This is a genomic window from Streptomyces sp. CA-135486, assembly GCF_050936555.1.
In the GTDB taxonomy this organism is placed as follows: domain Bacteria; phylum Actinomycetota; class Actinomycetes; order Streptomycetales; family Streptomycetaceae; genus Streptomyces.
Map to the genome: position 1 here is coordinate 2064423 of NZ_JBNJMM010000002.1, position 16769 is coordinate 2081191.

A 16769-nucleotide genomic window follows, 5' to 3' on the forward strand; every position below is an offset into this window, starting at 1 on the left:
CTGAGCAGAACGCGACGAGAACCCGGTCAAGAGATCGGCCTAGAGCCTGATCGAGAGCTCGATCGGGGCTGACACCCGGGCCCGGCCCGCTGCGCAAAAAGTCCTAAATGTCGCGTTATCTTGCTGCAGTGTCCGCAGTATCCACGTCTTGCTGCGGTATCCGCCCTGCCGCCGAGCGGTCTCACCTTCCGCGAGAGAAGCGATGCTCCAGGCCATCGGACTGACCAGCACCCACCACCGAAACCTCCCGCCGGCCGTCGACGATCTCACCTTCGAGGCGCCGCCCGGCAGCATCACGGCCCTCCTCGGCTGCGCCGGCTCCGGAAAGACGACAGCCCTGCGTCTGATGCTCGGACTCGAGTCCGGCCGGGGCGTCACCTACTTCCGTGGAAACCCTCTCCACCTCATCGCCCACCCCGCCCGGGAGGTCGGAGTGCTCCTCGGTGACGTACCGGGGCATCCGGCGCGGACCGCCCGAGGGCAGCTCCGTATGCTCTGCGCCGCGGCAGGGGTGCCCGCCTCCCGCGCGGACGAGATGCTCGAAGTCGTCGGCCTTGCCGGTCTCGGTGGCCGGCGTCTCGGCACGTTCGCCCTAGGAATGGACCGCCGGCTCGGGCTCGCCTCCGCCCTGCTCGGCGACCCCCAGACGCTGATCCTCGACGAGCCCGCGAGGGGGCTCTCGCCCCGCGAGAACGGCTGGCTGTACGGACTGCTGCGCGCCCACGCCACGCGCGGGGGCACGGTCCTGTGCGCCACCAGCGACCCCAAAGAGGCCGCCCGGATCGCCGATCGCGTCGTCACCATCGACGCCGGACGCCTCGTCGCCGACCAGGACGCCGCCGCCTTCGCCCGCACCAGGCTCCGCCCCCGCGTGGCCGTCAGTACCCCGCACGCCGAGCGGTTGGCCGCCGTCGTCGCCCGTGAGGCGCGCGCCGCCCAGCGCTCCGTGGAGGTCGTCGCCGAGACGAGCAACCTCCTCTCCGTCTACGGCAGCAGCTGCGCCGAGATCGGCGAAACCGCTTTCCGGCACGGCGTACTCGTCCATCGGCTGGCCGACGAAGTCGGCGACACCGGCCCTGCGCCCGGCCACCCACGGGACCAGCCCTGCCCTCGGCAGCTCGCGTCCGCGCCCGCATCCGAGCCGCGGCCCGTCTCCGCGCCGGCCTCCCGGCAAAGCGCCCCCGACGACACGCGCCCCGCCCGACCGGTTCCGCGCGCCGCCCAGCGACTCGACTCACTGCCCCTGCCCCCACCGCGCCCCGTACGCAGCCCCCTTCGCCCCCTGCGCTACGAACTCTGCCGCCTTCTCGGAGTCCCTACCGCCCTGCTCGTCGCGGCCGCCGTGCTCGTCGCCTCGGCCGCCCTGTGCGTGCTCCTGGCCCGCACCGGGGACACCCCCCTGCCCGCCCTGCTCGTCGCCTGGCCCGAGTTCCTTCCGCTGCCGCCCGCAGCCTTCGGCGCCGGACTGCTCGGAGCGCTCAGCTTCGGCGAGGAGTTCCGCTATCCCGCACTCGCGGCCGCCCGTGGCACCGTGCCGCGCCGCCTCGGCCTCCTCCTGGCCAAACTCGCGGTGACCGCCGCCGCAGCCCTGTTGCTGGCACTGCTCGTCGCGGTGGCCGACGTCCAGGCCCTTCGTCTCGTGTACGGGAGCGATTTGACGGCTGTCCCCGACAACTGGCCGTCCCTGGCGGCCGGTTGGGTCGGCCTCTCGGTGGGCTGTGCCTGGGCCGGACTGCTCGCCGCCGGTGTCTTCAGGGTCACTGCCGCCGGAGTGGCCGCGGTGCTCGCCGTACCGGTCCTGATCGCCCCCCTCGTACAGAAGGCGCTCGTCGCTCCGTCCGTTCGATCGACCGCGGGACTCCCGGGCAGGCTGCGCGAGCTGACCTGGTTGCAGTTTCCGCAGCAGGCGGACGACTTGCTCATGGCGGCGGTTCGCCTCCTCGCCCAACCTGTCGGTGCGGCCCTTACGTTGTCATTGTCGGTCCTGATCTGCGCATATCTGTTCACGGTCCTTCGGCGCAGCGCTCGTTGGTGATCATGATCGGCCGGGACTGGGTGAACCGTCGGCAACTCCGTTGAGTGCGCCCGTTTCTTTCCGATAAGGCGTCAATTGTGGGGCGGGCGCCGATCACCCTTTCGTGTGCTTTTCACCAAAGACCTCAAGGGCCGTCGGAGCCAGGCCGAATAAGGATGCGTGAGTACCCTTGCGCACACCATGATGACCGCCGCCCGCCCCGCCGACTCCGGCCTCGTCGGCCCGGGCGAACTCGACCGATACCCCTACGCGGAGTCGCCCGGCGCCGACCGCGTCGGGCCCAGCCCGTGGGACAGCTCCGACCCCGAGTTGGGCCGGGTCGGCCGCCGCGCGACAGGAAGCCGGGGCCGCGGACTGCACGGCCAACTCGTCCAGCAGCTTGGCCAGATGATCGTCTCCGGAGACCTCGGCGCCGACCGCCCGCTCGTCCCCGAGGAGATCGGCCAGCGCTTCGAGGTCTCCCGCACCGTCGTGCGTGAGTCGCTCCGCGTCCTCGAGGCCAAGGGCCTGGTCAGTGCCCGCCCCAACGTCGGCACCCGGGTCCGTCCGGTCAGCGACTGGAACCTGCTCGACCCCGACATCATCGAATGGCGTGCCTTCGGTCCGCAGCGCGACGACCAGCGCCGGGAGCTGAGTGAGCTCCGCTGGACCATCGAGCCCCTCGCCGCCCGCCTCGCCGCAGGTCACGGCCGTGAGGACGTCCAGCAGCGGCTCAGCGACATGGTCGAGATCATGAACCATGCGCTCGCTCAGAGTGACGGGATCACCTTCTCCCGTGCGGACGCGGAGTTCCACACCCTGCTGATCCAGCTCGCGGGCAACCGCATGCTGGAGCACCTCTCGGGGATCGTCTCCGCGGCCCTCCAGGTCTCCGGCGGCCCGGTCACCGGCTGTGACCGCCCTACCGAGGTCTCGCTGGCCCACCACGCGCGGATCGCCGACGCCCTCGCCGCCGGCGACGCGCACGCCGCCGAGTCGGCCATGCGTCAACTGCTCACCGTCCACCCGGAGGTGGAGCGAGTCGTGCCCGCGCCGCGCGAGCACTGACCGCCGGGCGCGGTGGGGAGTACGGAGGCGTACGCATCGTGTGTCGCCGGATTCCACGGGGGTCCGGCGGCACGATTGTGTGGTGAACGCCCCCATATACCCGCTTCGTCGCAAATGGGGTGTGACTCGGACCACGTGGATTGGGCGTAACACTCCTCGAAACAGCGCGATGACCTAAGAGGTGACAGCCGAAGAGGGAATACAGCCGCCATTCAGGGCGCTGTGCAAGTCCGAGGTTCAGCCCGCGCCACCGGCACATCCGCAGCCGGCTGGTCGTCGGCTCCGGCCCGATCACGGGCGGGGCCGGAAGCCGTTTCCATCGTTCCGAGAGGTTGTTCGTGTCGGCCAGCACATCCCGTACGCTCCCGCCGGAGATCGCCGAGTCCGAGTCTGTGATGGCGCTCATCGAGCGGGGAAAGGCTGATGGGCAGATCGCCGGCGATGACGTGCGTCGGGCCTTCGAGGCTGACCAGATTCCGCCAACCCAGTGGAAGAATGTTCTGCGCAGCCTCAACCAGATCCTCGAGGAAGAGGGTGTGACGCTGATGGTCAGTGCCGCGGAGTCGCCGAAGCGCGCCCGCAAGAGCGTCGCAGCGAAGAGCCCGGCAAAGCGCACCGCCACCAAGACCGTCGCGGCCAAGACCGCCACGGCGAAGACCGTCGCGGCCACCGCGGCGCCGACGGCCGAGACCGTCGACGTCCCGGCCGACGAGGTCTCGGAGACCGCGCCTGCCAAGAAGGCTGCCGCCAAGAAGACGGCGGCCAAGAAGACGGCGGCGAAGAAGACCGCCGCCAAGAAGACCGTGGCCAAGAAGACCGCGGGCAAGAAGGACGCCGACGAGACCCCCGAGGGCGAAGAGCTGCTCGATGAGGCCCAGCCCGGCGCCAAGGGCGACGAGGAAGAGGCCGAGGGCGAGAGCAAGGGCTTCGTACTCTCCGACGACGACGAGGACGACGCGCCCGCTCAGCAGGTCGCCGTTGCAGGTGCCACCGCCGACCCGGTCAAGGACTACCTCAAGCAGATCGGCAAGGTCCCCCTCCTCAACGCGGAGCAGGAGGTCGAGCTCGCCAAGCGCATCGAGGCCGGTCTGTTCGCCGAGGACAAGCTGGCGAACTCCGACAAGCTGGCGCCGAAGCTCAAGCGCGAGCTGGAGATCATCGCCGAGGACGGCCGCCGGGCCAAGAACCACCTGCTGGAGGCCAACCTCCGGCTGGTCGTCTCGCTGGCCAAGCGCTACACCGGCCGCGGCATGCTCTTCCTGGACCTGATCCAGGAAGGCAACCTCGGTCTGATCCGCGCGGTCGAGAAGTTCGACTACACCAAGGGCTACAAGTTCTCCACGTATGCCACCTGGTGGATCCGTCAGGCGATCACCCGCGCCATGGCCGACCAGGCCCGCACCATCCGTATCCCGGTGCACATGGTCGAGGTCATCAACAAGCTCGCGCGCGTGCAGCGCCAGATGCTCCAGGACCTGGGCCGTGAGCCCACCCCGGAGGAGCTGGCCAAGGAGCTCGACATGACCCCCGAGAAGGTCATCGAGGTCCAGAAGTACGGCCGCGAGCCGATTTCGCTGCACACCCCCCTCGGCGAGGACGGCGACAGCGAGTTCGGTGACCTGATCGAGGACTCCGAGGCGGTCGTGCCGGCCGACGCGGTCAGCTTCACGCTGCTGCAGGAGCAGCTGCACTCGGTGCTCGACACCTTGTCCGAGCGCGAGGCGGGCGTGGTCTCCATGCGCTTCGGTCTCACCGACGGCCAGCCGAAGACCCTGGACGAGATCGGCAAGGTCTACGGCGTGACGCGTGAGCGCATCCGTCAGATCGAGTCCAAGACCATGTCCAAGCTGCGCCACCCGTCGCGTTCCCAGGTGCTGCGCGACTACCTGGACTAGGTCACAGCGATACGTCGAGGCCAGGGCCCGGATCCCGTCAGGGGACCGGGCCCTGACCCGTTTGCGGGACCCATGCGTGCCTGCGCGGGTGCGGGTGCGGACTGCGGCATGCTGGCTGACTCTGGGTGCACTCAATTCAACGCAGAGTCAGGAGGCCCAATGCGTCGTTCCCCCGCCCGAGCCCTGACCGGGGCGCTGGCCCTCATAACCGCGGCAGCCTTGGCGCCCTTGGCATCGCCTCATCCCGCCGTCGCCGACAGCGTGGTCGTCGGCGGCTATCCGGTTCGCGTCGAGGACAGCCCCTGGGTCGTCGCGCTGGCCAGCCGTGACCGGTTCGGAGTAGCGCGGGCCGGTCAGTTCTGCGGTGGCGTCGTGGTGGCGCCGACGAAGGTGATGACGGCCGCGCACTGCCTGAGCCGGACCGTGCTCGGCGGGGAGGTGAGTGAGGTCCGGGATCTGCGGGTCATCTCCGGGCGCGCGGAGCTCACCGGTGCGGGTGGCCAGGAGATCGCGGTCAGCGGCAGCTCGGTCGCGCCCGCGTACAACCCGCTCACGAACAGCTCGGACATGGCCGTGCTGACGCTGGCATCGGCGCTGCCCGCCTCACATGTGATCGAACTGGCGGGAGCCGGCGATCCGGCGTACGGGGTGGGAACGAGCGCCACCGTCTACGGCTGGGGCGATACGAAGGGCGACGGCACCTATGCGTCGGCGCTCCATGCCGCGCAGGTCTCGGTGCTGTCGGACCAGGCTTGCGGGCAGGCCTATCCAGGGGGCCTGAGCGGGCGGTACGTGGCTGCCACGATGCTCTGCGCCGGAGAGCCCACGGGAGGGCGGGACGCCTGCCAGGGGGACAGTGGAGGGCCGCTGGTGGCCGGCGGGAAGCTTATCGGCCTGGTCTCCTGGGGCACCGGCTGCGGGCGGCCCGACAGGCCTGGGGTGTATACGCGGGTCGGCGCGGTGGCGATGCCTTAGGGATCCCGGGCCCCTTGAGCCTCGGCTTCGGGATTTCCCAGATCCTGGTCGGGACCGCGGCGTCACAGTACGAGAGCGGGCGGCCGCCCCTGGTGTTCAGGGGCGGCCGCCCGTCAGCCGGTCCAGGACCGGCCCTGTGGCTCGTCGTGGATGCGAGGTGTCAGTGTTCCTCTTCGCCGACAGCGGCCGGTACGGCCGTGAGTCGGTCGGTCTCATCCTGTATTTCCGCGGCGATCTTCTTGAGTTCCGGCTCGAACTTGCGCCCATGGTGGGCACAGAAGAGCAGTTCACCGCCGCTGGTCAGGACGACACGCAGGTACGCCTGGGCGCCGCAGCGGTCGCAGCGGTCAGCGGCCGTCAGCGGGCTCGCGGGGGTCAGAACAGTAGTCACGTCGCCTCTTCTCTAGCTCGACGAGCTGTCGTACCAGGGTCAACATCCAACCAGGCCGAAAACGTTCCCGCTCGTGGCTTTTCCTTGAAACTTCTCTCAAGGTGGCTGTCTGCTGCCGGTTGGCGGCGAATGAGCCGTATTGCTTCGCTCTACGGATTTCGCATTGCTTGTCTCGTTTGGCCCTCCCGGCTGGGTTGCCGGTGTTCATGAGGACGTGCCCGGAGCCTAAATGGTTCATGCCTGGAAGGGAACGTGATGTGCACGTCACCCCAACGAGGGATCGAACATGCATGCGAGCCTGGACTAGCATGAGAAATCACGAGGGTGGCGTTACATCGGCTCTACCAGGCCTCTGTACCCTCTGACCGGTGACCGACGCCCGCCCTTTACCCCACCGGGCCACATTTGAAATTCAGCGAGGAGCGAACCGCGTGACCGCCGAAACGTCCGTGCCGTCCAGTGCGGTGCTGACCGCAGACCGTGACGGTTCCAACTACACCGCGCGGCACCTGCTCGTACTGGAGGGGCTCGAGGCGGTTCGCAAGCGCCCGGGCATGTACATCGGGTCCACCGACAGCCGCGGGCTGATGCACTGCCTCTGGGAGATCATCGACAACTCCGTCGACGAAGCCCTCGGCGGCCACTGCGACCACATCGAGGTGATCCTGCACGAGGACGGATCCGTCGAGGTCAAGGACAACGGCCGGGGCATCCCGGTCGACGTCGAGCCCAAGACCGGACTGTCCGGGGTCGAGGTCGTGATGACCAAGCTGCACGCCGGCGGCAAGTTCGGCGGCGGTTCGTACGCCGCGTCCGGCGGTCTGCACGGCGTGGGCGCCTCCGTCGTCAACGCGCTGTCGGCCCGCCTCGACGTCGAGGTGGACCGCGGCGCCGCCACCCACATGATCAGCTTCCGGCGCGGGGTCCCGGGCATCTTCACCGAGTCGGGCCCGGACGCCCCCTTCGACCCGGCGAACGGGCTGCTCAAGGGCAAGCGGGTGCCCAAGGCCCGGACCGGTACGCGCGTACGGTACTGGGCGGACCGGCAGATCTTCCTCAAGGACGCCAAGCTCTCCCTGGAGCACCTGCACCAGCGCGCCCGCCAGACCGCCTTCCTGGTGCCCGGCCTGACCATCGTCGTCCGCGACGAGCGGGATCTGGCGGGAGAGGGCAAGAGCCAGGAGATCTTCCGCTTCGACGGCGGCATCAGCGAGTTCTGTGAGTATCTGGCGCAGGACAAGGCTGTCTGCGACGTGCTGCGGCTGACCGGGCAGGGCACGTTCAAGGAGACCGTCCCCGTCCTCGACGACCGCGGTCATATGACCCCCACCGAAGTCACGCGCGAGCTCGGCGTCGACATCGCGCTGCGCTGGGGCACGGGATACGACACCACCGCCAAGTCCTTCGTGAACATCATCGCCACCCCCAAGGGCGGCACCCATATGACGGGCTTCGAGCGCTCGGTCACCAAGACGATGAACGAGGTGCTGCGCTCCGCGAAGCTGCTGCGCGTCGCCGAGGACGACATCGTCAAGGACGACGCTCTGGAGGGCCTGACCGCGGTCGTCACGGTGCGGCTTGCGGAGCCACAGTTCGAGGGCCAGACCAAGGAGGTCCTCGGCACCTCGGCGGCCAACAGAATCGTCGCCAACGTCGTCGCCAAGGAGCTCAAGGGTTTCCTGACCTCCACCAAGAGGGACGCCAAGGCGCAGGCCCGCGCGGTGCTCGAGAAGGCGGTCGCCGCCGCCCGTACGCGTATCGCGGCGCGCCAGCACAAGGATGCGCAGCGCCGGAAGACCGCGCTCGAGTCCTCCTCGCTGCCCGCCAAGCTCGCCGACTGCCGCAGCGACGACGTGGAGCGCAGCGAACTCTTCATCGTCGAGGGGGACTCCGCGCTCGGCACCGCCAAACTCGCGCGGAACAGCGAGTTCCAGGCGCTGCTGCCGATCCGCGGAAAGATCCTCAACGTACAGAAGTCGTCCGTCTCGGACATGCTCAAGAACGCCGAGTGCGGCGCGATCATCCAGGTCATAGGGGCCGGCTCGGGCCGGACCTTCGAGATCGACGCCGCGCGCTACGGCAAGATCGTGCTTCTGGTCGATGCCGATGTCGACGGCGCCCACATCCGGTGTCTGCTGCTCACGCTCTTCCAGCGCTATATGCGGCCGATGGTGGAGGCGGGCCGGGTCTTTGCCGCCGTGCCGCCGCTGCACCGCATCGAGCTGGTCCAGCCCAAGAGGGGCCAGGACAAGTACGTGTACACGTACTCGGACAACGAACTGCGCTCGACCCTGCTGGAGTTCCAGCGCAAGGGGGTCCGCTTCAAGGACTCCATCCAGCGCTACAAGGGCCTTGGCGAGATGGACGCCGACCAGCTCGCGGAGACCACGATGGACCCCCGGCACCGCACCCTGCGCCGGATCAACATCGGCGATCTGGAGTCCTCCGAGCAGGTCTTCGACCTGCTGATGGGCAATGAGGTCGCGCCCCGGAAGGAGTTCATCACCAGCTCCGCGGCGACGCTGGACCGTTCGCGGATCGACGCCTGAGGCGGCCTCGCCACCGTGAGCCCCCAGTAAGCCCCCGTGAGCCCACTCGGGGGCCCACCCAGGGGTGGAGCTGTCGGCTCCACCCCTGATCCGATCCCAGGTCAGGTCCTGCTCCGTAGCATCGAGGCGACGGAGGAGGACCTGACGTGTTCAGCAGCCAGTGGACCGCATGGCCCACCCGCGAAGCACTCTCCCGCCTCGGGGTCCCGCGCGTCCGCATCGCCATCGACATCGCTCTGTCGGCGTGGGCGGTGTACAGCGCGTACGCCTCGGACGCCTTCCCTGGCCGGCGCGTGGTGCTCCCGCCGCTGGGTCTGCTCTGCTGCGCCGCGGCCGTCGTCGGCTACCACCGGATGACTCTCGCCAACAGACTGCTGCCCTCGCTCGGTTTGCTCGTCGGCATTTCCGCCTGCGGAGCAGGGGCGTACGCCGCCGGGGCCTCGATTCCCGCAACGGTGCTGTGGATCTGCGTCTCCGTCATGGCGATGGAGCGCCTCCCGCTCGTCTTCGGCCTGGGCACGGCCACGCTGAGGCACTGACGAACGCGCGCACGGGCATTCACGACCGCGCACAGGCGGTGCGGTACGCCTACCGGGAAGGACTTACGCGGCCACCCGGGTCGAACATCACCTAATGGGGTGAAGACCGGCGGGAGAAGAGTCCGGGATCTTCCCGCTCTGTCCATCCTTGTGCACGCGGCCGAAACGGTTCGCTGACAAGGAGAGTTGCGGTGGAGAAGCAGGAAGGGTGGGATGCCGCGGCGGTGCGGCTCGACGACCCCTGGTACGACGCGCTCGCTTCCGGCTGGGGCGAGCTGGACGGTACGGGGGCCCCGGCCCCCGGCGTCCCGCCGCAGCCCACGGACCGGGAGAGCGCCGGGCTCGGTACGGCGGGCATCTATCTGGAAGTGCACCGCAGCGCCGCCTTCCAGGAGGTGCGCAGCCGCTACCGGAGGTTCGTCGCCCCCGCCTCTCTCGCCTTCCTTCTCTGGTACTTGGCCTATGTCGTCGCGGCCACCACGGCACCCGCGCTGATGGCACGGCCGGTGGCCGGCGCGGTGAACGTGGCGATGGTCGCCGGGCTGGGACAGTTCCTCACCACCTTCCTGCTGACCTGGGCGTACGCCCGGAATGCGAGACTGCGCCGGGACCGGGCCGCGCTCGATCTGCGCTGGAGGGTGTTCGACCGGGCGAGAACGCAGGAGACGAGCCGGGGGATCGGACATTGAGCGGCGACCACCAGACCCTGGCGCTGCTGCTGTTCAGCGCGTTCATCGCCGTCACCCTCGGGATCACCACCTGGGTGAGCCGCAACAGGCATGGTTCGGCCGAGGAGTTCTACGCGGGCGGGCGGCTGTTCTCCCCGCTGGAGAACGGGTTCGCCATCGCCGGCGACTACATGTCAGCCGCCTCCTTCCTCGGCATCTCGGGACTGATCGCGCTGTACGGCTACGACGGAATGCTCTACTCCGTCGGCTTCCTGGTCGCCTGGCTGGTCGTCCTGCTGCTCGTCGCCGAACTCGTCCGCAACTGCGGACGGTTCACGCTCGCCGACGTCGTCGCCTCCAGGATGCGCGAGCGCCCGGTCCGTATCGCGGCGGGAACTTCTTCGGTCGCCGTGTCCGTTCTGTATCTGGTGGCGCAGATGGTGGGGGCCGGCAGCCTGGTCGCGCTGCTTCTCGGCGGTACGAGCGAGGCCGCGCGCTCGTGGACCGTCATCGGCGTGGGTGCACTGATGGTCGTCTATGTGTCGTGGGGAGGGATGCGAGCCACCACCTGGATCCAGATCGTGAAGGCCGTGCTGCTGATGCTGGGCGCGATCGCCATGACCGTGCTCGTGCTCGTCCGCTTCCACGGTGACGTCAACCAGTTGCTCAACTCCGCCGCCGAACACAGCGGTCACGGCAGGGATTTCCTCTCACCCGGCCTCAAGTACGGCGGGGACTGGACCGCACGCTTCGACTTCATCAGCCTCGGCCTGGCGCTCGTCCTGGGCACAGCAGGGCTGCCGCACATTCTGTCCCGCTTCTACACCGTGCCGACCGCGCGTGCCGCCCGCCGCTCGGTCGTCTGGTCGATCGGTCTCATCGGCAGCTTCTATCTGATGACGATCGTGCTCGGCTTCGGCGCGGCCGCGGTGCTCGGCTCGGACGAGGTCCGGAAGTCGAACGGCGCGGGGAACACGGCGGTTCCGCTGCTCGCGCTGGACCTGGGAGGAGGAGCGGGCACCACCGGCGGCACGGTTCTGTTCGCAGTGGTCGCCGCCGTGGCCTTCGCGACCATTCTCGCCGTCGTCGCCGGGATCACCCTCGCCTCCTCGGCTTCCGTCGCGCACGATCTGTACGCCTCTCTCAGGCGCCCTCGTGCCAAACGGCACAGCGAGGTGGCGGTGGCCAGGGTCGCCGCGGCCGCCATCGGGGCTGCCGCGATCGCGCTCGGCCTGCTCGCCCGGGATCTGAACGTCGCCTTCCTGGTGGGGCTGGCCTTCGCGGTCGCCGCCTCCGCGAATCTGCCCGTACTGCTCTACTCGCTGTTCTGGCGGAACTTCACCACGCGGGGGGCGGTCTGGTCGGTGTACGGAGGGCTGGTCCCCGCCGTCCTGCTGGTGGTGCTCTCGCCCGTCGTCTCGGGCAGCCCGGAGGCGCTCTTCCCGGGGATGGACTTCCATGTCTTCCCGCTGCAGAACCCGGGCCTGGTGTCCATCCCGCTGGGGTTCCTGGCGGGCTGGATCGGCACGACCACCTCTACGGAGCGGCCGGACGAGGCGAAGCATGCGGAGACGGAGGTGCGGGCGTTGACCGGTGCGGGTGCGGTGTGAGGGCCAGGGGCGCGGACGGGAGGACCCGGGCCGCGGACGGAAGGCCCGGGCCGCCTCCGGGGGCGGCTTTGTCCTCAGTTGCCGGACGGGCTTGAAAATCCCCAGAGGTAGCGGTGTTCCGGGCGGCCCGTCTCGCCGTACTTCAGGCTCAGCCGCACCCGGCTCGTACGCTCCAGCAGCTTCAGATAGCGCTGCGCGGTCTGCCTGCTCACGCCGGCGCGGTCCGCGATCTCCTGCGTGGACAGCGGCCCTTCCGCGGCGAGCAGCACCTGCCGCACCAACTCGGCGGTGGTCGGCGAGTGGCCCTTGGGCAGGTCAGGGGCGACCGAGCCGGCCGACAGCGCCCCGAAGATCCGGTCCACCTCCGCCTGTTCCGCCTCGCCGCCGCTCTCCAGGGTGCGCCGCAGCGTCGCGTAAGCCTCCAGCTTGGCGCGCAGCCCGGCGAAGTTGAACGGCTTCACCAGGTACTGGAGCGCGCCGTGCCGCATCGCGGCCTGCACGGTCGCCACATCCCGCGCCGCCGTCACCATGATCACGTCGGTCTGGTGGCCAAGCCGGCGCAGCTCCCGTACGACCGCGAGGCCGTTCCCGTCCGGCAGATAGTGGTCCAGGAGGATCAGATCGACCGGAGAGTCGGCAATACGGGCGAGCGCCTCAGCGGCGGAGTGCGCCGTCGAGGAGACCCGGAAGCCCGGGACCTTGCAGACATAGGCCGCGTTGATCTCGGCGACGCGGACGTCGTCGTCCACCACGAGTACGTCGATCAGGTCCGTGGCCGACTGTTCGGCATGTCCCTCGGTCATCGCGCCTCCCCGGCGGTGGCCAGCCCCGGTTCCGCCAGCGCCTCCGGGAGTACGACGGTGAACTCCGCGCCTCCGCCGGGCGCCTCGCGCACCCGCGCGCTGCCGCCCTGCCGTTCCGCGAGCCTGCGCACCAGCGCAAGACCCAGCCCGCGCTTGCCGTGGACGGGGAGTTCCTTGGTGGACCAGCCCTCGGTGAAGATCAACTCGCGCTGTTCGGGCGCGACTCCGGGACCGCTGTCGGCGATCCGCAGGACGACCGCCCGGCCCTCCGCGCGCAGCTCGACCTCGATCCGCGGCTCCGGTGAGCCGGCGGCCGCGTCCAGCGCGTTGTCCACGAGATTGCCGACGACGGTCACCAGACCGCGTGGGTCGACGAGCAGGTCGGGCAGCAGGGTCCCGGGTGCGATGCGCAGCGATACACCGCGCTCCGCCGCGACCGTCGCCTTGCCCACCAGCAGCGCCGCCAGCAGCGGATCGTGGATCTTCTCGGTGACCTGTTCGGCGGTGGCCCGGTGCACCCCGACCACCTCGGTGACGAACTCCACCGCCTCCTCGTGCATCTCCAGCTCGAGGAGTCCGAGCAGGGTGTGCATCCGGTTGGCGTGCTCGTGGTCCTGTGCGCGCAGCGCGTCGATCAGTCCGCGGGTGGAGTCCAGCTCACGGCCGAGCCGCTCCAGTTCGGTCCGGTCACGAAGGGTGGCCACGGCGCCGCCGTCGTCCGTCGGCATACGGTTGGCGATCAGCACCCTGTTGCCGCGTACGGTCAGCAGATCCTCGCCGGTGACCCGGCCCGCCAGCACATCGGTGGTGCGGCCCTCGCCCAGTACCTCGTCGAGCGGCCGCCCCGTGACCTCGTCGCCGAGGCCGAGCAGCCGCTGCGCCTCATCGTTCATCAGCCGGATCCTGCCCGCCGCATCGAGCGCCACGACCCCCTCCCGGATGCCGTGCAGCATTGCCTCGCGCTCGGCCAGCAGCCCGGAGATGTCGGAGAAGGCCAGGTCGCGGGTCTGCCGGTGGAGCCTGCGGGAGATCAGATAGGCGGCCAGGGCTCCGACGGCCAGTGCCCCTCCGGCGTAGGCGAGCAGTCCGGGGATCGCCGCCAGCAGCCGGGCGCGCACGCTGTCGTACTCGATACCGACCGAGACCGCGCCGACGATCGTGCCGTCGTCGACGCGCAGTGGCACCTTTCCCCGTGCCGAGCGGCCGAGCGTCCCGCTGTCGATCTCCATCACCTCGTGGCCCGCGAGCGCCGCGCTGGGGTCGGTGGAGACGACCCGGCCTATTTCCTGGCGGGAGGGGTGGGACCAGCGCACCCCGCGCCTGTCCATGATCACGATGTACTCGGCGCCGGTCGCCCGCCGAATCCGCTCGGCCTTGGCCTGCACGGGACCGCTCGCCGTCGGCTGCGAGCCGAGCAGCTCGTCGGCCACCTCCGGGGAGGCGGTGGTCTCGGCGATGGCGAGCGCGCGGCGCATCGCCTGGTCGTCGAGCTGAGAGCTGAGCGGGGCGAGGAAGAGGCCGGTGGCAAGCACGGTGACACCGGTGGCGATGGCCAGCTGCATCAGCAGGACCTGCGAGGAAACCCGCTGCGGCCAGCCGAACCGCCGGCGTCGGGCGAGGGCGGTCGGTACGGGACTCATGTCTAGGCACGGTAGAGGGCGGGGGCCCTTTCTGAAACTTCCGGTCCTTCGCCGGGCCGCGACGGCTGCCGCAGGGCACGGCGGCCTGGCTGGGGACCTGACCCTGGCTGCAGCCCTGAAGCCCCTTCAGGGCAGCGGCCTGGGCGGGCGGGGCCCGTTGTACTGCCCGCGCGGGCGCATCCGCAGCGGGCGCTCCTCGTACTCCTCCAGCGCGTGTGCGATCCAGCCCGCCGTACGCGCCACGGCGAAGACGGTCTCGCCCGCCTCGGCAGGCATCTTGGAGGCCACCGACAGCACCGCGAGCGCGAGGTCGACATTGGCGTGCAGCTGCACATGGCGGGCCGTCGTCGTCTCCACCTGGCGGGCCGCCTCCAGGGCGGGGCGGGCCGCGGGGATGCCGGCCAGTACCCCGAAGAGCGCCTCCGCCCGCGGGTCCGGGCCGGGGTAGAGCCGGTGGCCGAGGCCCGGCACCCGGCGTCCGGCCCGCAGATGGTCCGCCACGACGGCCGCCGCGCTGCCGCGCTCCAGCACCTCGCTCAGCATCCGGTGGGCGAGACCGCTCGCGGCTCCGTGCAGCGGACCTTCCAGCGCGCCGAGACCCGCGGAGACAGCGGCGTACGGATGGGCACGTGCCGAGGCCGCAACGCGTACGGCGAGTGTCGAGGCGGCCAGATCGTGGTCGATGAGCAGCGAGAGCGCCATGTCCAGGGCTCGTACGGACTCCTCGTCCGGGTCCTCGGCGGTGAGCCGTGACCACAGCCGCCAGGCGATCCTGCCCGCGCCGCCGTGCCGCCGGCCGACCGTGGGGAGCGCGTCGACCAAGGTGGGGATCAGCGTGCGCGCGCTGCCGAGCACCGCATCCCGGTCGAGGTCGTAGCGGAGCGGATCGGCGATGGCCGCGGCGATCGCGGCCACTCGCAGCCGGTCCGTCGACCCGGTCTGCGCGGGCAGCGCGTCGACGGCACGGCGGGCGGCGGCGAGTGCGTCGTCGGGGGCGGTGAACCGGATGCCCGCCCGCAGGGCGCCGGTCCAGAGCCAGTCGGCGATCTCCTCGTAGTGGTGGCGACGGGCGAGTTCGGTCGCGTCCACTCCGCGGAAGTAGTAGCGGTCCTTGTCGATGAGCGTGATGCCGGTACGGAAGACGAGGTCGCCGGAGGCCTGGGAATCCCGGCGGGCCCGGCGCGCGAGGGCGTCGACCTCCTGGGCGTCGAAGGTGCTGCCGCGGCCGCCCGGACTGCGTCGGCTGGTCAGCTGGCCCCGGCTCACATACGCGTACACCGTCTCGGGTTTCACACCGAGCCGCTCGGCGGCCTCCCGAGTGGTGAGCCGGGGGCCGTCCGCCGCTTGGTCCGTCATGAGTCCACCGTATCTATATTGATTCAATCAACATTGACAGTGATCGAGTCAAGCATGGACAGTCAAGTCAAGGACGACTGGAGGAAGACATGTCGATCACCGGAACCACCGCATCCCTCGACGTACCGCGCGGACTCGCGGGCGTCGTCGTCACCGACACCGCGCTCGGCGACGTACGAGGACGAGAGGGCTTCTACCACTACCGCCAGTACTCGGCCGTCGAGCTCGCGCAGAGCAGCGGCTTCGAGGACGTATGGCATCTGATGTTCTACGGCCGGCTGCCGGACGCCTCGGAGCGCGCGGCCTTCATGGCGCACACGGCGGCACTGCGCCGACTGCCGGACGACGTACGCGACGCGCTGCCCGCCATCGCGCGCTCGTGCGCCCCGTCGGGCCCCCTCGCCGGACTGCGCACCGCGCTCTCGCTGCTCGGCGCATCGGCCGGGCTGCGACCCGTCTACGACCTGAACGGCGACCGTCGCACGGCGGACGCGCTCGCCGCCTGCGCGGCCGTGCCGACGCTGCTCACGGCGCTGTACCGGCTGGGCCAGGGACTTGAGCCCGTCGAGCCGCGCGACGATCTTCCCTGTGCCGCCAACTACCTCTACATGCTGACCGGTTCGGAGCCGGAGCCCGCCCGCGCCCGAGCGGTCGAGCAGTACCTGATCTCCACCGTCGACCACGGCTTCAACGCCTCGACCTTCACCGCCCGCGTCGTCGCCTCCACCGGCGCCGACGTGGCCGCCTGCCTGGTCGCGGCGGTGGGCGCGCTCTCCGGGCCGCTGCACGGCGGGGCACCGAGCCGCGCGCTGGACACGCTCGACGCGATCGGCACCCCGGACCGTATCGAGCCATGGATACGGGAACGGGTGCTGGCCGGTGACCGGATCATGGGCTTCGGACATCCCGTCTACCGCACCGAGGACCCCCGTTCGCGCATGCTGCGCGGCATCGCCGAGAGCTTCGGGGGACCGCTGGTGGAGTTCGCGGTCGAGGTCGAGCGGCGGGTCGAGGCGATCCTCGCCGAGCTCAAGCCGGGCCGTGAGCTGCACACGAACGTGGAGTTCTACGCGGGCGTCGTCATGGAGCTGTGCGGGCTGCCGCGGGAGATGTTCACCCCGACCTTCTGCGCGGCCCGGGTCGTCGGCTGGAGCGCCAATATCCTGGAGCAGGCGGCCGATTCGAAGATCATCCGCCCGGCGGCCCGCTATGTCGGACCCCCGCCGCCGCAGCCCGTACCGCACATGTGAGGAAGGCCCCG

General features: G+C 70.1%; 13 protein-coding genes. 9 read left to right on the forward strand and 4 right to left on the reverse strand.

Going from position 1 to position 16769, the window contains the following annotated elements; genetic code table 11:
• Nucleotides 1–202 precede the first annotated feature (202 nt).
• The 4 genes from ACQEVG_RS28805 (at nucleotide 203) to ACQEVG_RS28820 (ending at nucleotide 5952) form a co-directional block, all read left to right on the forward strand.
• Nucleotides 203–2035, forward strand: coding sequence for an ATP-binding cassette domain-containing protein (locus ACQEVG_RS28805; protein ID WP_432989077.1), 1833 nt, complete (start codon nucleotides 203–205; stop codon nucleotides 2033–2035).
• Between the two features lie 159 nt (nucleotides 2036–2194).
• Nucleotides 2195–3082, forward strand: coding sequence for a FadR/GntR family transcriptional regulator (locus ACQEVG_RS28810; RefSeq protein ID WP_432989079.1), 888 nt, complete (start codon nucleotides 2195–2197; stop codon nucleotides 3080–3082).
• Nucleotides 3083–3420: 338 nt separating this feature from the next.
• A complete protein-coding gene (locus ACQEVG_RS28815; RefSeq protein WP_432989081.1) occupies nucleotides 3421–4977 on the forward strand; it encodes an RNA polymerase sigma factor in 1557 nt (518 codons plus the stop codon).
• 159 nt (nucleotides 4978–5136) lie between these two features.
• Nucleotides 5137–5952 (forward strand): serine protease, encoded by an 816-nt coding sequence (locus ACQEVG_RS28820; RefSeq protein ID WP_432989083.1) that lies wholly within the window; start codon nucleotides 5137–5139, stop codon nucleotides 5950–5952.
• Nucleotides 5953–6112: 160 nt separating this feature from the next.
• On the opposite strand, the gene ACQEVG_RS28825 is transcribed toward ACQEVG_RS28820, so the two are convergent.
• Nucleotides 6113–6343, reverse strand: coding sequence for a DUF7455 domain-containing protein (locus ACQEVG_RS28825; RefSeq protein WP_307660675.1), 231 nt, complete (start codon nucleotides 6341–6343; stop codon nucleotides 6113–6115).
• A gap of 431 nt (nucleotides 6344–6774) precedes the next feature.
• Here ACQEVG_RS28825 and ACQEVG_RS28830 point away from each other — a divergent pair, with 431 nt between their 5' ends.
• The 4 genes from ACQEVG_RS28830 to ACQEVG_RS28845 all read left to right on the forward strand — a co-directional run bounded on the left by ACQEVG_RS28830 (nucleotide 6775) and on the right by ACQEVG_RS28845 (nucleotide 11709).
• On the forward strand, nucleotides 6775–8892 hold the full coding sequence (locus tag ACQEVG_RS28830) for a DNA gyrase/topoisomerase IV subunit B (protein ID WP_432989087.1): 2118 nt from the start codon (nucleotides 6775–6777) through the stop codon (nucleotides 8890–8892).
• Between the two features lie 146 nt (nucleotides 8893–9038).
• Nucleotides 9039–9431, forward strand: a complete 393-nt coding sequence (locus ACQEVG_RS28835) for a hypothetical protein (RefSeq protein WP_432989089.1) — start codon at nucleotides 9039–9041, stop codon at nucleotides 9429–9431.
• Nucleotides 9432–9622: 191 nt separating this feature from the next.
• Nucleotides 9623–10120, forward strand: a complete 498-nt coding sequence (locus tag ACQEVG_RS28840) for a DUF485 domain-containing protein (RefSeq protein ID WP_432989092.1) — start codon at nucleotides 9623–9625, stop codon at nucleotides 10118–10120.
• The gene (locus tag ACQEVG_RS28845; protein WP_432989094.1) at nucleotides 10117–11709 is read left to right on the forward strand and encodes a solute symporter family protein; all 1593 of its coding nucleotides are present in this window, start codon (nucleotides 10117–10119) and stop codon (nucleotides 11707–11709) included. Before ACQEVG_RS28840 ends, ACQEVG_RS28845 begins: the two co-directional genes overlap by 4 nt.
• Nucleotides 11710–11783: 74 nt before the next feature.
• Here the strand turns inward: ACQEVG_RS28845 and ACQEVG_RS28850 are convergent, their stop codons facing one another.
• The 3 genes from ACQEVG_RS28850 to ACQEVG_RS28860 all read right to left on the reverse strand — a co-directional run bounded on the left by ACQEVG_RS28850 (nucleotide 11784) and on the right by ACQEVG_RS28860 (nucleotide 15508).
• Nucleotides 11784–12476: a DUF7342 family protein gene (locus tag ACQEVG_RS28850; protein ID WP_432992988.1), complete on the reverse strand. Its 693-nt coding sequence runs from the start codon at nucleotides 12474–12476 to the stop codon at nucleotides 11784–11786.
• A gap of 32 nt (nucleotides 12477–12508) precedes the next feature.
• The gene (locus ACQEVG_RS28855; protein WP_432989097.1) at nucleotides 12509–14152 is read right to left on the reverse strand and encodes a sensor histidine kinase; all 1644 of its coding nucleotides are present in this window, start codon (nucleotides 14150–14152) and stop codon (nucleotides 12509–12511) included.
• 126 nt (nucleotides 14153–14278) lie between these two features.
• Nucleotides 14279–15508, reverse strand: a complete 1230-nt coding sequence (locus tag ACQEVG_RS28860) for a citrate/2-methylcitrate synthase (protein WP_432989099.1) — start codon at nucleotides 15506–15508, stop codon at nucleotides 14279–14281.
• Nucleotides 15509–15597: 89 nt separating this feature from the next.
• Between ACQEVG_RS28860 and ACQEVG_RS28865 the strand changes: the two genes are divergently transcribed.
• The gene (locus ACQEVG_RS28865) at nucleotides 15598–16758 is read left to right on the forward strand and encodes a citrate synthase/methylcitrate synthase (protein WP_432989101.1); all 1161 of its coding nucleotides are present in this window, start codon (nucleotides 15598–15600) and stop codon (nucleotides 16756–16758) included.
• The last annotated feature ends 11 nt before the right edge of the window (nucleotides 16759–16769 follow it).

Excerpts from the sequence above, each read along its gene's own strand:
- ACQEVG_RS28865 (WP_432989101.1), top strand. The coding sequence starts at position 15,598 with ATGTCGATCACCGGAACCACCGCATCCCTCGACGTACCGCGCGGACTC.
- ACQEVG_RS28855 (WP_432989097.1), bottom strand. The coding sequence starts at position 14,152 with ATGAGTCCCGTACCGACCGCCCTCGCCCGACGCCGGCGGTTCGGCTGG.
- ACQEVG_RS28805 (WP_432989077.1), top strand. The coding sequence starts at position 203 with ATGCTCCAGGCCATCGGACTGACCAGCACCCACCACCGAAACCTCCCG.
- ACQEVG_RS28820 (WP_432989083.1), top strand. The coding sequence starts at position 5,137 with ATGCGTCGTTCCCCCGCCCGAGCCCTGACCGGGGCGCTGGCCCTCATA.
- ACQEVG_RS28860 (WP_432989099.1), bottom strand. The coding sequence starts at position 15,508 with ATGACGGACCAAGCGGCGGACGGCCCCCGGCTCACCACTCGGGAGGCC.